General features: G+C 45.2%; 19 protein-coding genes. 4 read left to right on the top strand and 15 right to left on the bottom strand.

The window, feature by feature from the left end:
• Positions 1–23 precede the first annotated feature (23 nt).
• The 5 genes from V8Q34_RS22740 to V8Q34_RS22720 form a co-directional block, all read right to left on the bottom strand.
• Positions 24–923 (bottom strand): PHP domain-containing protein, encoded by a 900-nt coding sequence (locus V8Q34_RS22740; protein ID WP_335836402.1) that lies wholly within the window; start codon positions 921–923, stop codon positions 24–26.
• Complete coding sequence (locus V8Q34_RS22735; RefSeq protein WP_335836401.1) at positions 910–2,193, bottom strand: MFS transporter; 1,284 nt, start codon at positions 2,191–2,193, stop codon at positions 910–912. Before V8Q34_RS22735 ends, V8Q34_RS22740 begins: the two co-directional genes overlap by 14 nt.
• Positions 2,190–3,242, bottom strand: a complete 1,053-nt coding sequence (locus V8Q34_RS22730) for an ROK family protein (RefSeq protein WP_103732404.1) — start codon at positions 3,240–3,242, stop codon at positions 2,190–2,192. Before V8Q34_RS22730 ends, V8Q34_RS22735 begins: the two co-directional genes overlap by 4 nt.
• Positions 3,243–3,346: 104 nt before the next feature.
• On the bottom strand, positions 3,347–3,898 hold the full coding sequence (locus V8Q34_RS22725; protein ID WP_335836400.1) for a DUF2284 domain-containing protein: 552 nt from the start codon (positions 3,896–3,898) through the stop codon (positions 3,347–3,349).
• Positions 3,899–4,118: 220 nt separating this feature from the next.
• Complete coding sequence (locus V8Q34_RS22720; protein WP_146051727.1) at positions 4,119–4,328, bottom strand: hypothetical protein; 210 nt, start codon at positions 4,326–4,328, stop codon at positions 4,119–4,121.
• A gap of 731 nt (positions 4,329–5,059) precedes the next feature.
• Between V8Q34_RS22720 and V8Q34_RS22715 the strand changes: the two genes are divergently transcribed.
• From V8Q34_RS22715 to V8Q34_RS22705, 3 genes are all read left to right on the top strand, one after another.
• Entirely contained in the window at positions 5,060–5,278 is a 219-nt protein-coding gene (locus tag V8Q34_RS22715; RefSeq protein ID WP_033143697.1) for a helix-turn-helix domain-containing protein, read from the top strand.
• 113 nt (positions 5,279–5,391) lie between these two features.
• Positions 5,392–5,643 carry a helix-turn-helix domain-containing protein gene (locus tag V8Q34_RS22710; protein ID WP_335836399.1) on the top strand — a complete coding sequence of 84 codons (252 nt, stop codon included), beginning with the start codon at positions 5,392–5,394 and terminating at the stop codon, positions 5,641–5,643.
• A gap of 81 nt (positions 5,644–5,724) precedes the next feature.
• The gene (locus tag V8Q34_RS22705; protein WP_033143695.1) at positions 5,725–5,973 is read left to right on the top strand and encodes a hypothetical protein; all 249 of its coding nucleotides are present in this window, start codon (positions 5,725–5,727) and stop codon (positions 5,971–5,973) included.
• Positions 5,974–6,079: 106 nt separating this feature from the next.
• On the opposite strand, the gene V8Q34_RS22700 is transcribed toward V8Q34_RS22705, so the two are convergent.
• The 3 genes from V8Q34_RS22700 to V8Q34_RS22685 are packed head-to-tail and all read right to left on the bottom strand — an operon-like array spanning position 6,080 to position 8,303.
• Positions 6,080–7,636, bottom strand: a complete 1,557-nt coding sequence (locus V8Q34_RS22700) for an N-acetylmuramoyl-L-alanine amidase (protein ID WP_442893856.1) — start codon at positions 7,634–7,636, stop codon at positions 6,080–6,082.
• Positions 7,637–7,663: 27 nt separating this feature from the next.
• Complete coding sequence (locus V8Q34_RS22690; RefSeq protein ID WP_335836398.1) at positions 7,664–7,969, bottom strand: phage holin family protein; 306 nt, start codon at positions 7,967–7,969, stop codon at positions 7,664–7,666.
• Between the two features lies 1 nt (position 7,970).
• Positions 7,971–8,303: a hypothetical protein gene (locus V8Q34_RS22685; protein ID WP_244807051.1), complete on the bottom strand. Its 333-nt coding sequence runs from the start codon at positions 8,301–8,303 to the stop codon at positions 7,971–7,973.
• A gap of 43 nt (positions 8,304–8,346) precedes the next feature.
• On the opposite strand from V8Q34_RS22685, the gene V8Q34_RS22680 reads away from it, so the two are divergent.
• Positions 8,347–8,592, top strand: a complete 246-nt coding sequence (locus V8Q34_RS22680) for a gp53-like domain-containing protein (protein ID WP_335836397.1) — start codon at positions 8,347–8,349, stop codon at positions 8,590–8,592.
• Positions 8,593–8,598: 6 nt separating this feature from the next.
• Here the strand turns inward: V8Q34_RS22680 and V8Q34_RS22675 are convergent, their stop codons facing one another.
• The 7 genes from V8Q34_RS22675 to V8Q34_RS22645 form a co-directional block, all read right to left on the bottom strand.
• A complete protein-coding gene (locus V8Q34_RS22675; protein WP_335836396.1) occupies positions 8,599–8,841 on the bottom strand; it encodes a gp53-like domain-containing protein in 243 nt (80 codons plus the stop codon).
• Positions 8,842–8,969: 128 nt separating this feature from the next.
• Positions 8,970–9,962: a site-specific tyrosine recombinase/integron integrase gene (gene xerA / locus V8Q34_RS22670; RefSeq protein ID WP_335836395.1), complete on the bottom strand. Its 993-nt coding sequence runs from the start codon at positions 9,960–9,962 to the stop codon at positions 8,970–8,972.
• A gap of 346 nt (positions 9,963–10,308) precedes the next feature.
• Positions 10,309–10,710 (bottom strand): gp53-like domain-containing protein, encoded by a 402-nt coding sequence (locus V8Q34_RS22665; RefSeq protein WP_256130010.1) that lies wholly within the window; start codon positions 10,708–10,710, stop codon positions 10,309–10,311.
• A gap of 13 nt (positions 10,711–10,723) precedes the next feature.
• Positions 10,724–10,924, bottom strand: coding sequence for a hypothetical protein (locus tag V8Q34_RS22660; protein WP_033141480.1), 201 nt, complete (start codon positions 10,922–10,924; stop codon positions 10,724–10,726).
• A 9-nt stretch (positions 10,925–10,933) separates the two neighbouring features.
• A complete protein-coding gene (locus tag V8Q34_RS22655; protein ID WP_335836394.1) occupies positions 10,934–13,177 on the bottom strand; it encodes a hypothetical protein in 2,244 nt (747 codons plus the stop codon).
• A gap of 8 nt (positions 13,178–13,185) precedes the next feature.
• Positions 13,186–14,631: a siphovirus ReqiPepy6 Gp37-like family protein gene (locus tag V8Q34_RS22650; protein WP_335836393.1), complete on the bottom strand. Its 1,446-nt coding sequence runs from the start codon at positions 14,629–14,631 to the stop codon at positions 13,186–13,188.
• A complete protein-coding gene (locus tag V8Q34_RS22645; RefSeq protein ID WP_148393912.1) occupies positions 14,616–15,230 on the bottom strand; it encodes a hypothetical protein in 615 nt (204 codons plus the stop codon). Before V8Q34_RS22645 ends, V8Q34_RS22650 begins: the two co-directional genes overlap by 16 nt.
• Between the last annotated feature and the right edge of the window lie 9 nt (positions 15,231–15,239).

Raw genomic sequence — 15,239 nt, 5'->3', positions numbered from 1 at the left:
TCCTTATGGGACCGCCTGTTCTGCTATAGAACAGGCAGTTTCCATAAGGAGCATTTTTTCAATTCTGATGTAAGTCTTTCATCGCTCCACAGGGCATTATGACCTCCCAGTACGATGTTCGGCTTATTTTTGCCATGGAAATCGCTGCCGCAGGTGACAAACAGGCCTTTTTGTTCCGCGGCTTCCAGATAATGCAGTGCCTGCTCCCTGCTGTGGTAGGAAGAAAATACTTCAATGCCGTCAATCTTCTCCTCCGTGATCTGATCCAGCAGTTCATCATCTCCGCCCAGATTCTGCCCCGGATGCGCAAGAACCGCCGCACCGCCCGCGCTGTGTATCAGGGCCGCAGCATCAGGAAGGGATAGATAGGATATCTCCACATAGGCCGGCTTTCCCTTTGTAAAAAAATCCCAGTAAAACCGCACATTTGGCATATCACTTTTCTCCCCGCCCGGAAGGTAGGGGGCCAGTATTTCATACCGGTCTGCATCCCCGCGTTTTAAGACATGTTCAGCAATCTGTTCCCCGGTCACAACGCCGTTATCTGCCCCGGCAAGAATTTCATCCGCATCCACCACAATACCTGCTGCCTGCCGGAAAAGCCGGATTTTTTCCTCTGCCGCCCTTCTCTCCTGTTGTAAAATATCTTGTTCCACGGCTGCAAATTCTTCACGGTTCACATCAATGCCATATCCCAACAGGTGAAAATTCTGTCCTCTATACACACAGTCCAGCTCCACACCCTGGATAACCCTGACTTTAACGGCTGCTTTTAAAGCCTCGGCCACGCCGCGGACACAATTGTGGTCTGTTACGGCAATCCACTCCATCCCGCATGCCTCACACTGCCTGATGATCTCTTCCGGAGAAAACTCCCCGTCATCACTGAACTTTGTATGGATATGAAGATCAACCCTTGACATGGACACACACCTCCCTTCTTCCCTGCACACGGTAATAAATGACCTGCAGCAGCAGAATGCCTGCCGTAGATATCAGATACAGGCAGTGAATTCCGTTTATGGCAGCAGTGGATTTCACTGCTGCGCCCGCCTCCAGAAATCCTTTCACTGCCCCTCCGATCATGGGGCCTAAAATAAACCCGAGTCCAATGACTGCCGTATAAAAATTATCATACATGATCCTGTTGTCTTTCGGCATCAGCTCATACCGTCTGTTAAACACAGCGACTACAAAACCGGCATTTGCAACGGAAGATATAAGAAACGCAGCCGGAATAAACAACAGGCAGTTCTTCGGCGCCGCAAAAGACATAAACAATGTCTCACCTGCAAAAAGCCAGATGGAGGTTTTCAAAACAAATTCATGTCCCCGCTTATCGCTGATCCTCCCCCATAAGCCCAGAAGCACGATCTGGGGCAGGGATATGATCATATACATAGCCGTCACCGTTTTATAGGGAAGTGCCAGATATTTCATCATATACACCATGGTAAAGCTGTCTGAAATATTGAGAAGCAGATAAAAAGCCAGGATATAAACCACAAATCCCACAAACTTCCTGTCTTTCAGAGGTATCTTCAGTGCATCCCCAAGTCCGCAATTTATTTTCAAAGGCCGGTACGGCGCGCTGTCAGGTGTCCGCAGCAGAAGAATGACTTCACAGCCCCCCATCACCGCCGCTGCCCCGAACAAAACAGCAAATCCCAGGTATTTCCCCTGCATATGGTCCATCCAGAAACCGCCTGCCACAGATAACAGGACCGTAACGCCCAGTGTCAGCGTCTGTCTCAGTGATATGTAACGCCCGCTTTTCTTTTCATCCATAAACCCCATCATCCACTGGTTCAGCACCACCGTCGTCTGGGCCTGAAGCGTAAAAGCCGTGACCACCGCCAGGACAAAGACGGCGATCTGCATCCGCTTCGGCACCACAGCCGGTATGAGCACAAGGAAAAGCGTGGCGGTTCTGGAAAGTGCCGTAAATATAACAGTCAACCGCTTACGGCTCTGAAACCGCTCCAGATATGCCGCAAATCCAAGGATCAGCACCCCGCAGATATTCACGATCACGCTCAGATAACTGACCAGCACATCCCCTGCTCCCATAAGAAGCGCAAGGCCGCTTAAAAACACACCGCTGGTCAGATACGAAAACGCCGTTCCAAATGCTGTCTGCACAAAAAAGCAGATCCGTGGCCCGGTATCCAGAATTTTCTCTCTCCGCTTCATAAACATGGCTGCTCCTTTATAAACTGTACCTCATCAAACATCTTTGCAGCGGTCAGACTTGCCATCCCGTCAAAATAATCATGCCACACATCCGGGGAGTAGAGAATCTCTGCCAGCAGGTGTTTAGGCAGGAAGGCGGAAAGCCCGTCACCGATAGGCCCGATACAGTCCTTTTGCAGACTCGGGCCGCCAAGGACCACATACTGCGGATTCAGAATCCCACAGATAAAACTGATGACCCGGACCACCAGATCAACATATCTGACATCCTCCATAGGCTCTGCCATGCACGCATCCAGCGTCTTTCCGTCTTCCATGGGCAGCAGACCAAGCTCCCCTGCAAAATTATGATGTCCGCGTACAACTCTGCCCCCTGAGATAAAACCGGCGCTTACACAGCCCTTTTCAAAGTAGAGAAAAGCCATATTCGTGTTCTCCGGATTCTCACAAGGAAACTCCTTTGCGTAACACCGTCCGAATCCGATGGCAGTGGCATTCAGGTCATTTTCCAACACCACAGGAATCTTGTACCGCTTTTCAAGGCTGTCGCCAATATCTATTTTATATAATTTCCCGTCCGCCTCATTTGTTCTCCAGTACCCTTTCCCTTCCACCGCGCCGGGCACGCCAATGCCTATGGACTTGATTTCTCTTTTTTTTATCTGTTCATCCATCCAAGCGGTGATGGCGCTTTCAAAATCTCCGTTTGCTGCCTCCAGCCTTGTTTTTTCCACGATCTCTCCGCAGACATTGATCAGCAGACCGTAGATCTGGTCTCCTGTGATGCAGAAAGCCGCACCGTAATACCGGTTGGGCCGGAACCCATAGCGCTCTGCTTTTCTTCCTCCGCTGGATTCATCGTATCCAACACTCTCGATCTCTCCGTTCTGCATCATTTCAGACAGCAGAGAACGGACTGTGGTGGAACTGATCTTCGTCTCATAGGCAATCTCTGCCCTGGTGGCAGTTCCTTTTGCTTTCAGGACTTTTCGTATGAGGGAAAGATTTGCCTGTTTCAATACTCTTGGTCTGGCAGTCAGAGTGTCCATATGCATTCTCCTTTTCACTTTTATCAGATACTTTTATAAGTTTATGATAAAAGTGTACAGCAAATATCTTTCTCTGTCAACTTCCTTTTTCTTCCATATATTGTTTACTTCAAAAGCCCGCATACCAGAACAAAATAATGGGGCAGCCTTCCCTCTTCCATCCATTCCAGTTCTATTCCCATCAGCTTGCTAAGTGTCAGTCCCACATTGCCTCCGATGGATTCTATGGAATAACGCATCTTTTCCGGAAATCGACACGCTTTTTTATCCGGTCTGGTACAGTTTCCTTCGCACAAAATACAGGAGCCTGCTGACAGGCTGATACTTCCCGGATATTGTTTTTCCTTCTCCCAGAGCATTTCCGACAGCTTTTCCTTCTCCACACGGAGGGACTGTCCAAGGATCTTAGCCTGCTCCGCCTTTGTAAATGCTTTCCCTGCAAACTCCTCATCAAAGATTATTTTAACGGCTGTCAGTTCCAGGGTCTCGTATTTCCTCCAGTATGACAGAACATCAAAATCATAGGATGGGCAGGACCATACCTTTTCATAATTCGGACATGCCCTGCAGCACTCCAGAAACGTGTCCACATCCACATAGCCTTCTATGTAGTCCTCCACCGGTACCACTGCTGTATAAGTTTCTGTTTTGTACATATTCTCTTTCCTCCCGTGTTTCTCTGTTTTTGGCAATGGGTAATTTTTTTTTGTATTCTTCTTTCAGTATAACATCTCTCTGTGACTGCTGCTATCTTTATCTTCTCTCCATGGGTGTAAAACCGATGATGAGGCAGGTACTGAGGAATGGGCACATTGAGGTTATCAATGGTTTAAAATTCATTTATTAGCAGCGGCTCATCCGTTCAACAGTCTTATTTTAATACCACTGTTCCATCGGCCCTGGTTCCAACAATGCTAATTTGCTCGCATTGTTTGCAACCGTCATCGTTACTTCGGCAATCGCTGATTTAAGGTTTTCATACTTACTTCTTTCTATGCGCTTGTTACAACCATCTATTAATACCTCCAGCGTTGCCATACCCTTTTTAAGATTAATAATCAATTTTTGCGCTTCATCATTGTCCATGATATTTACCACCTGCAACGTCTGCTGTTTTGCCGTTGTGACCAGACCTGTTATTTGATTACCCACCTTTATCTCATTCTGCGCTCGGAAATAGAAATCCACCAGATAATCATACACTTCCCACGCCTTGTCAGTGTTAAGGGACTTGGCGTGGAGGAGGGCACCTTTCTCGGTCCAGAGGTATAGGTGAGAAGTCCTATTTTTGACCACCTCGATTTTTTCTAGGTGGTTCTTAAATGCCTTTAATTCATCCCCTGAAACGGATGTATAATGCTTTTATCTTTTTACCGACGCATAACCGGGCGCCGGTCCGGTGGTTCCTATTTGCATTTCCGGTCTTTGAGTAACACCACAATGATTCCTGTGCTAACAATAATCTGCACGACATCTAATATAATTTCTATGGTTGCCATACTTGACAATGGGCAAAGAAAACGATATCCTTATTTTAAGGGAAGGGGCTTTCGCCCCCGCCCCCTAATCTAGCAGATGATTGATTAAATCAATCAGGGCTTGGATTAGATTAAGTGTTGCGGTAATGAGAAGGATGGTTGCGAGCCGTTTCTCATTGCCGCTTTTCTTTTTCTTTCCCATTGTTCTCACCTCCTTTCTATGATTACATTATAAACCATATTTGGTTTATTGTCAATAGATTTTTAAACTTTTTTTGGATTATTTTATTGACATTAAAACGAGGTAGTTTTACAATATAAGAAAAGGAGGTATTCTAAATGCTTGTTTATAAAATCAATGTTATTGATACCTTGAAAGAATCAGGGTATAACAGCACGCGCATATTAAAAGAAAACATATTGAGCCAGTCTGCAATGCAAAAGTTAAGAAAGGGGGATATGGTCGGAATTAAAACACTTGAACAATTATGTGAATTACTGGATATGCAACCTGGAAATATTATCAAATATGTGGAAAGCGAAAATAAACCAAAATAAGTTTAATCAGTTTCTTGGCATTAAACTAAAAATAGTTTATAACTTTTTAAGATGATATTTTATTGACTAACTATGAGGCATGTGTTACTCTTTAATAAAGGAGGTCATGCCATATGTTAAAATACAAATTTAATGTGGGAGAGGCATTAGAACGTGCTGGCTTAAATATGTATAAAGCAAAAACCACAAAAGTTTTAAGTCAAAACACCCTTAAAAAGATAAAAAATGAAGATACAAGTATTTCTTTGGATTCTCTAAACAAGGTGTGTACCATTTTAAATATGCAACCAAAAGATATCATCATGTATGTGGAAAATGAGGAGGAAAAGAAAAATCTTTTATCAAAGTTCTCTTCAAAAGCTTGATTATCATCTTTAAAAGTGATATAATAAAGACAGTTAAAGAAGGGCAAGCGTCTTTAACAAATCAAATATGGAGGTCTTAAAATGTTAGATGAAAAAGATTTAAAATCAATTGCAGATTTACTTAACTCACAAACAAACATGATTCTATCTGAACTTGACAATGTCCAGACGCGGCTTACGGATAAGATAAATATGGTGGAATCAAACATGGAAGAAATCAAGCAATACTACAGAATCAACAAGCTTGAAAACGAAAACACGAGCCTGCTTTTGCAGATGATTAAAGACTTGCAAAAAGAAGTAGACGAATTAAAAAAGAAAATAGCTTAGAGAATACCAAGGGAGGGCGGGCTTGCCACCGCTCCCCCAGCAACTAAATTATAACAGCATAAAACTTGATTTTCAAGGCCCTGGTGATAAAACCTGGACCTTTTGTTTATTTGAGCGCACCGGAAGAATCTGTGTAGCACATCTTTCCTGACTTGTCTACATAGTAGACCTTTCCGTCGGTACGGACCAGGTTATCAGATACCATAGCACCATTGGATTTGAGATAATACCAATTCTTTTTCCATTCAACCCAGCCGGTTTTCATCCAGCCGCTGCCATCAAAGAAGAACCATACACCCCCAATCTTCTCCCAATCGTTTTTTACATATCCGCCGTCTGCATGGCGGTACCACCAGCGGCCATCGCGGACCTGTATCCAGTTATTCTTTTTCAGGTATGCATCCACGGCCGCCCTTGTCTTCTCACCTGCGCATCCATCAGGATTCACACCTACAAGGCGCTGCACCCGGATAGTCTGTGTCTCTGTGTCCGGTCCAAACTCTCCGTCCACATTTACTCCACTGCCAAAGATGTTCAGTTTTTTCTGCCATTCTGTCACTTCTGCTCCGGTATCGCCTCTGGACAGCCAATCTTTTGTATCGCCGGATGGAGTATTGCCGGACATCGCACTTCCTGTAATACCGGAAACAATAGCATTCGCCATCTTTTCCGCAGTATATTTCCCGGCATCTTCTGCGCTGTCACAGAAACAACATTCCACCAGGAGCGCCGGACTTGCTGTATGCCGTAACACATAAAGGCTGGAGTTTGTCTTTACACCTCTTTTGGTGTATCCCAGCTCCCCTATTTTGTCTACAATCCTCTGGGCGTAAGGCTCTGCCGCCGTGCCCCAATTATATATAAATACCTCTGTTCCATGTGCTGCGCCATTATAACAGTTAAAATGAATGGATACATCCAGATCAACTGCATGGGCATTACATTTTGCCACGATAGCTGCAAGGTTTCCGCTTACACTTCCGGAATTTTCATCCGTACAATCATAGACTGTATGGCCTGCTGCCTGCAGCTTACGAATCACCAGGTCTTTCACCTTCCGGTCTTCCGTTGTTTCTGAAAATATTCCGGATGCTCCTGGAACCTTAAAGTTATGTCCTGCATGTACATTGATTCTCATTCCTTCTTCCTCACTTTCCACATTTAAAATATCCCGATGTATCTTCAAGATTTTTTCTCCGTATCCTTTACCTGCCGCCCATCCTGTGTGATTCGGATTTTCTTGTATTCCCAGCCACTCCACATATTCCGCCATCCCGCGCTTCACGAAATGAAAACGCGGATCTACACATCCCTGTTTAAGCGGTTGGTTACAGGCATAAGCTTTTAGGTGCTGGACCTGCGCGCGGATTCCCAATTGTGGGCTGGGAAAATTGTTACCTTTCTCACCATTTTTTGTCACACCCATTCCGCAAAAATTATTCTGCCTCAGGCTGACTGCGGACCCTGCGAAGGTAAAATTCCCTGTCTCCAGGCATGATTGTGCAAAGGCTATATCTCCTTTTACTCCCTCCGTTTCACCCTCTGCCAGATATAGCGGTATCATATCCAGTACGATCTGTTCCACACCTGGATTTTTACTCTTGATATATTTTTGCATCTGCTCCACGGATGCAGATGCCCTGCCCATTAACAATACGCCCATATTGCTCCTTTCATAAAAAGAGAGCGATTACTCTCCCTCTTCTCCTGGTCCATTTTCTGCTTTTTTCTTTCCGTCTTTATCAATCAGATTCCGTAGCATTTCATAAAGTCCGGTGCTTGCCAGACCTGAAATCATACCGCCAAGCACCACCTCTGCGTTAATTCCGTTACTCATGTTGATAAGTATTGCGATAATTGTTCCCATAGCAAGAGCGGCAAGTGGGATGTACCTATTTTTGATTGCCGGTATCGCGGTCTTGATCACATACCCCACTAACAAGCAGATGCCCAAAATTACCGGGTTAATGTAGTTTGTCAAAAAGCTTAAATCCATGCTATCTCTCCTTTTTCTCTAAAATAGTGATTCGTGTTTCGTGGTCATGCAGTTTATCATCCTGCTCTTCATTATGCTTCCACAGCCTTTCATGGGATTTGCTATTTCTGGCTGTCAGTTCATCCATTCCCTCATCCAGCATGTTTAACCGGTCAATTAACCGGGTGATTGATGTGTTGAGCTTCACTATTGGCGTCCCTATGGATATTGCAAAGGCTACAAGAGCGACAATAACACCAAATACTTCCCATTCTGTCACATGTAAGTTCCTCGCTTTCATGATTTTTTGTATAAAAATAAGACCGTCGCCGGTCTTGATCTGATTTCCATTCAAATCACCTTCTTTCTGCGTGCAAAACTCCGCTTTGGGTGGGTTCATGATACAGACAGGGAAGATAGCCATTACACCCAAACCAAACGAGCCTACTTCTGGACATTTGACATTTCCCAAAAAGTTCAAGAGTGCTCCGGTTGTTATGGTAACACCATCTAGCGCTGTACCAGGAACAGCAATACAAGGAGTAAGTGCTGTAAATGTTGCATCTAATGGATGTGATGTTTATATAACCAGAAACAATAATACAGAAACAAATATAATGTGGGTCGCTATAGGGCCGGAATAATGCTTTTTACATCAGGCCAATTGCCATCCAAACCAAAATAGTTTCTGTATCATTTGTTCTCGTGACATATGCTTCAAACCCGTCTTTTGTATTGTTACCTGTACCAACACCCAAGACATTAGTACCTGGTACAGAGGAGATAGGAGTGAGTACAACACCAGGCTGCGCCTTAAACGGTTTAGGAAAAGTCACTTTTTTCATCGTTGGTACATTTGGCTTAGGAGTTATTGTCACTCTTCCAAACTGCATTCCGAAACCTCCTAAAGCGGAGTTTTGTACATCTATCCTAATCTTCTCTAATATCTCTTCATTTTCCGTTTTTAGATACGACAAATAAGCCTGCGCTATCGCAGACTTTAAAATAGTCGGTGCCTTAGTTATGCAGCGTATTTCTCATGAGAATTTTTTACGTTACGCTGATTTGTAAATACATATACCTGTGTTGTTCGGATATCTTCGTGCCCGAGAATGGCCTGAACATCTTGTAATGACGCTCCCCGGTCAATCATATTTGTCGCCAATGTCCTCCTGAATCTATGAGGATGCACATTTTCAACTCCTGCTCTTAATCCTATCCTCTTTAACGCTGTTTCTACCCCGTTTTTCGTTAATCTCCCACCACTACGGCCTATGAATAGGGCTGGGCTTTCATCCTGCCTGCCGCTTAAATACAGCCGTAAATACATTACGGCCACCTCTGTTAAATATACTGTCCTTTCCTTATCGCCCTTCCCCACTACATTCAGCTCTCTTTTTTCCAAATCCAAGCTATTACGGTTGATGGATATAGCCTCCGAAACACGACATCCTGTGGAATACAGAAATCCCACAAGAGCCAGATCCCGGTAATTCTCGCAAGCGGATTTGAGCTTTTCTAGTTCTTCCTGGGAGAATGCCTTTTTCATAACTTTCCTGTATTTGATTGATTTCAGCACTCTGCAGGGATTCCGCTGGATAAACTCTTCATCTGTAAGCCATGTGAAGAAAGTTGACAGACATTTCCGGATATTATCCAGCGTCCGATTTCTGACTTTTCTTCTCTCCTTATAAGCCGACAGGTAAAATCGTAGGTCGAATGTGGTTATTTCTGGCAACAACTTTCCCACATTATGCAAAAACATAGTGAGCTGTTGCCTATAATATTCAAGTGTAGATTCTGCTTTCCCTTCAATCCTCTTTGTGGCTAAAAATTTCCGCAGCAGTCCCTCTGCCGTTCCATCCCGGATCACCATTTCTGTTGTCCGCTCTTGTACCTCATACTTTTCAAGCTCTGCACACAGTACCGATTCAAGCCCAGCAAGAGCTGTTTCTGGTATAATACCGGCCACGGCATGCAACACATTTTCTAATATTTCCATCCTTGCGTCCATAAAACGCCTCCTTTCCGGTATTATTGTACCAGACAGAAGGCGTGTACAAAACTCCGCTTTAATGCCCAACAAAAGGACCATAAGAGCGATAGGAATGGGCTATGATGGCGCAATATATGTCTGTTTTCCATTACCTGCAAAATATGATAAAACCCCAACAGTGACCGGTATGAGCGGAGGTGTTACAGGTTTTGCCACTGCAGACGAATGTAAAGTTGTCTTAGATACTGCTCGTACAGACGGGCAGACACTATGCTTTAAGATTACGTCTACAAAAGGTGTTGCAGTGACGGCAAACAGGCCGTACATCTGTATGGTGAGCTTTACGATATCATAAATAGATTCCCTACATCGGACCTATTGCTATCCAAGTAATTTCAGTCTCAGTGTCGTTTGTTCTCAATACGTATGCATCAAAGCCGTCTTTTGTATTGCTGGATGTCCCAACACCTAAGACTGTTACGCCAGGAACAGATGATATCGGAGTGAGAGAAACATGTGCCTTTTCTTTAAAAGGTCTGGGGAACGTGACCCGTTTCGATGTAGGTGTGTTCGGTTTCGGAGTTATTGTTACTCTTCCAGCCTGAATCGCGTAATTTCCCAAAGCGGAGTTTAGCACTTCTTCCACCGTGGTTTCTGTGCCGTCACTTTTTTTGTGCTTTGTCTGGGCACTGTCTGTCTCAAAGTGATAAGTGTCCCAATCTGTTCCATTATTAATCTTAAACTGTGATTTTTTTATTGCTGCCATAATATATCTCCCTTCAAATTTTAATCCATACCTCACCCTTTGCGGGGGCACTTGGCGCTGTTGTTGCCGCTGTTATCTTGGTTCCGTTTCCATCTGTTATCTTCTGATCTACCTGGGCCTTTGTATATGCCCCAACGTCCGCCGCCGTTGGCTTATCGCCAGCATGATAGACTTTGTATCCATTGTATATAAACTCCTTGCCGAATATCTTCATGCTGTCCTCCTAACCGGTCACGGTTACCCTGTATTTACCAGAAGCCGGAGCCGTGGCAAACAGCAGTGTGACTACATTTACACCAGTCACCTGCACGTCGCACAAAACGACATTGTAAGGGCTTGCTTTTTCCCTCACAGTCACGGTGACATCCTGTGTATTAAGGTTATGTGTTATGGCGGCTGAAGCACTGGCAGGCACATCGACGCTGTACTTTTTCGGGCGTGCATTCCATGCTGCTTTTTCTGTATCGGTTACAAAACGGTGCGTAGCATCGGGTGTAATCATACTTGCTGCATGTGTAGATGGATGCGTATATACCACTGACTCAGACCCATTGATTTTTATGTTTCCGTTTGTTCCTGACTTTTCTACTTTGGTAGCATCTGTCCGGGCGTGTGCACTCTGACTGTGATCGTATGCGACCTTTCCGCGGTCACCACGATATGCAGTCGAAGCTGTTTCACCAAGGGCGATTGTGTCTGAAATAACCACAAATGCACTTCCTGACCAGCGGTATGTCTTATTCGTCGGAAGATCCACATAGATTTTTCCGGTCTCACCTGTGATCTCTGTGGTATGTGTATCCTCCTTATAAAACTTACTGCTGTAGTAATACCCTTCCAGCACGTCATCCACAAAAGAGGGCAACTGCGCAGCCGGAACCTTACCTGTGCTATCCAGCTCTGCAAGGCCGTTCGCGGCTCCTTTTAAGGATGTGTTAAGCTTTGAATTTAAAGCGGCCTGCTGTGCTGTGGATACAGGTTTATTTGCATCTGACGTGTTATCTACATTCCCCAGTCCGATTTGAGATTTTGTAACACCATGTGGGTTTGACTTATTCGCAATATGCGCGATCAGGTCTGTGACGGCCTTTGATACCTTGCCAAATGCCACTGATAACTTCTCACCAGACGCCAACTTTGCAAGAGTAGACGCCTCTGTATAAGTTGGCGTCTGGTCATTCGTGGCAACATTTGGCACGTTTCCGAGTCCAACATCCGACTTTGTGGTGCCATGTGGATTTGTACCACTACCGGGATGAACATATTTGTTTGCTCCTTCAGCAATACCGTCCAGCTTCTTTTTATCCGCGGCGGATTCCAAACCCGCGGCTGACTGTGTTGCAACCGGTATCGGGTCGGTCCCCCCGGTCATATGCTCTGAAGCGTGTATCGGGTATGGTTCCACATTAATCAGCTCGACGTATTCCGCAAGGACAGTATCGCCTGCAGTCACTCCGGTTTTGAGTGTAAATACTGTCTGTGACGTCTCTGTCACAATCTCATTGCTGACTTTTGCCCCATTTAAAAAGACAGCCAGCGCACCGATTCCCGGTCGATATTTTCCGCCGGTCAGGGTGAAGGCCGTCTGTCCTGCTGTAGCTGTAAATCTCTGCTGTTTTACGATATAGCTCGTGGGGTTATCATTTGCGCTGAGTACACCATCTGTTGTGATACTCAGGTTAGTCCCTACTTTAATTCCACCCAGCACTGTAGCGCTTGCAACAGGAGGTGTAAAAGTAGACGGCTTCCCGTTTACACCCGACCACGGAACACTATCGGCAGCGGAAGCACTTTTGGCTTTAGCATTAATTCCAAGGTACACACTGTCATGACTGTGTGCTGCCGGTGGGAATGTAGATGGTTTTTCAGTCACATTTCCCCATGTGATCGTATCCTGCCCGCCAACCTGTAGCCAGGTATTCGCGGCATTGTCCAGCCAAATCTTTTTTGTATCTGTGGCAATATACAGTGCTTTACTCCCTGATGCAGTACCTTTATCTGCATCCAGACCCACAGTTATCTTTGTAGGCGTGAACCCCAGCTTTTCCACAATCTTAGCCTTTGTCAGCTCGTTAAGGATTGTGGCCGCCGATTTATTTTCGACGTTCCCAAGTCCCAGGTCCGTTTTAGTAGTACCATGTGGATTTGTGCCACTACCCGGATGAGCATAAACCTGCGTCTCAGATCCGTTGATTTTTATATTTCCGTTTGTTGTAGATTTTTCTACTTTTGTCGCCCCTGCGGTGATTCCATCCAGCTTTGATTTGAGAGCTGAAGTAAATGTCTCACCGGTGTAGGTGTATATGATATTTTTCCAGGCACCATTTACATACACATAGACCACATGATCTGTTGTGTTGCAATATATCTGCCCCTCTACGGGGCTGTCCGGTGCAGTAGCAAGATTCTGTATTCTCGCATTCTGCAGCTCATTCTTACCCAAATTCAAATTAGTTAATAAATCCATTTTTCCTCCTAATTGAGATACGCTTTTCCTGCAAAACCGGCGGTAAATGTTGCTGTGAGGTTGTTACGGTCAATATAACGGATATCACCTACGACTACGGAGCCAGCGCTGTCTACCACGGTAACACTTGGATACTTATTAAGGTTGTGTGCAATCTGCCACACGGCTTGAGCTGATATCTGTGTATGTGTATATGTGACGCTCATGCCGTCTTTGCCGTCCTGCCCATCTTTACCGGAAGGTCCCTGCAGGTCCGTATATTTATAGGATCCTTCATCTTCTCTCTTTACACCCAGTTTTGTACCATCCCAGCGGTACTGTATACTATACCCCTGTGGCCCCTGCTTTCCTTCAGGACCAGGCATACTCTCGTTTTTCGCAGTGTCTCCGCTGACGGCATTCACTTTTTCAATGATGGATTTCGTAGCGGTGCCGAAGGTTGGCTCAACTACATACCCGTCCGAATCAAGTGTTTCCATGACTTCCGTGATCCGCTCATGCAGTAAAAGGGACCACTCCGCATCCTTCGTTGTGACCACATCACCAAGGTTCCATTTTTTCTGATAGAGTGCAGCATCCGCCTCGCAGGTGTAAGAGGATATTTTCTCACATTCTGCCAGCTTTACCCTGCCTCGGTCCGGTAGGTTCGCTTCATCTTCTACGTCCCGGGCGTCCACAAATAGCTCGTACCTATCAAGACCCGATTTCTCGTTTCCGATGATTTTAATGACTCGCTTTACTCCATCCCCCTGACCTCCCGTGTAGGCGCAGTTTTTGTATTCGCTGCTATCCCGGATGTACTCACGATTTTCAATATTATCGTAGTTGACATTAAAAATCATGGGCGGCCGGTCAGCCTGATTTACTGTCCGGTCCACACCTTCTAATACCTCAAATACAAATTGCTTATTCTGCGGGTCCAACGATACACAAACACCAAGCCCCGAGGCGCTACATAACTCCTCCAGGCAGTCAGTAAGTATGTCATACCTTGTTTGATATGTCAGCCTATCACCCCTGCCGGCACTTTGCTTTATCACAAGCTTAGGGATTTTTCTTTTACTGTCCGCCGGGGCAACTGCATTTGTATTCACCAGTGCGGTCATGATATCTTCTGCTGCGGCCTTGTTAAATTCATGATGCGCTTTCCCCTTTGGCGGGACTGTTATCCTTTGTGTAAGCATATGGAGTAGAGAGAATCCTTTGAGTTCCACAGAACCTCCCTCTTCATCATCCGCCCCGATGTATTTTATAATCCCTGTTTTCCTGGCGTCATTGTCAAGCATGATGATATTCCCATCCTGAAATAACCGGTCATACATAACAGAGGAATGAATTTCAAAATCTCCATAACTTTTCCATTTGCTGACATGGATCAGGGCCGTGTAGTCTGTGATCTCCCCGATAAAATTGATATCAGGGTCAAAAAACCGAATATTTATCCGCTTATCCATATGGCTCCTGTCACCGCCCCTCCAGGCTCCGTAGCCTGTGCAAAAATGTTACGCCAGCCGGTTCCCTGCACGTTTTTAAACCACGCCTGGAACTGCCTATCAAATTCTTCTACCATTTCTTTGTATCCGGCCAAATTCTTCGGTCTGATTTCTCCGCATACTGAAGTGTTGAATCTCTCGTCAGTTATGGATATCTGACCGGTCACAGGGACATCAATACGATACAGGGATAGTTCATATCGCGACGCATCTCTCGTGAGTGCTGGCACTGTGGGTGTACTGCCGGCAGTACCTGCTTTGAGCACGGCCTGTATTGTCTTGCTCTCATAATCCAAACGCAGTACAAGACGATAGATCACTTTGTAGGTGCTATTACGAGTGATCGGTATGGTCTTGTTGCTGTCGTTGTAATAAAAAAAGCCCTGCATAATGGCAAAACCGGGCGTTAAAATCACCGATTCGCCGCTTAGTGAGGCTGACAAAGTAAGGCTGCCATTACTCCCTCTACTTAAGCCGTCCTCATATATATTCTTAAAATACCGGTTGAACTCGTCCTGTCCGTACTCGGTATCTCCGTTAAAAAAACCATAGCTTTCCATGTATTCCTC

This window comes from Blautia sp. JLR.GB0024 (assembly GCF_037000545.1).
GTDB lineage: Bacteria > Bacillota > Clostridia > Lachnospirales > Lachnospiraceae > Blautia > Blautia celeris.
The sequence above is the reverse complement of the archived record's forward strand: the minus strand, read 5'-3'. Positions and strand labels throughout refer to the sequence as shown.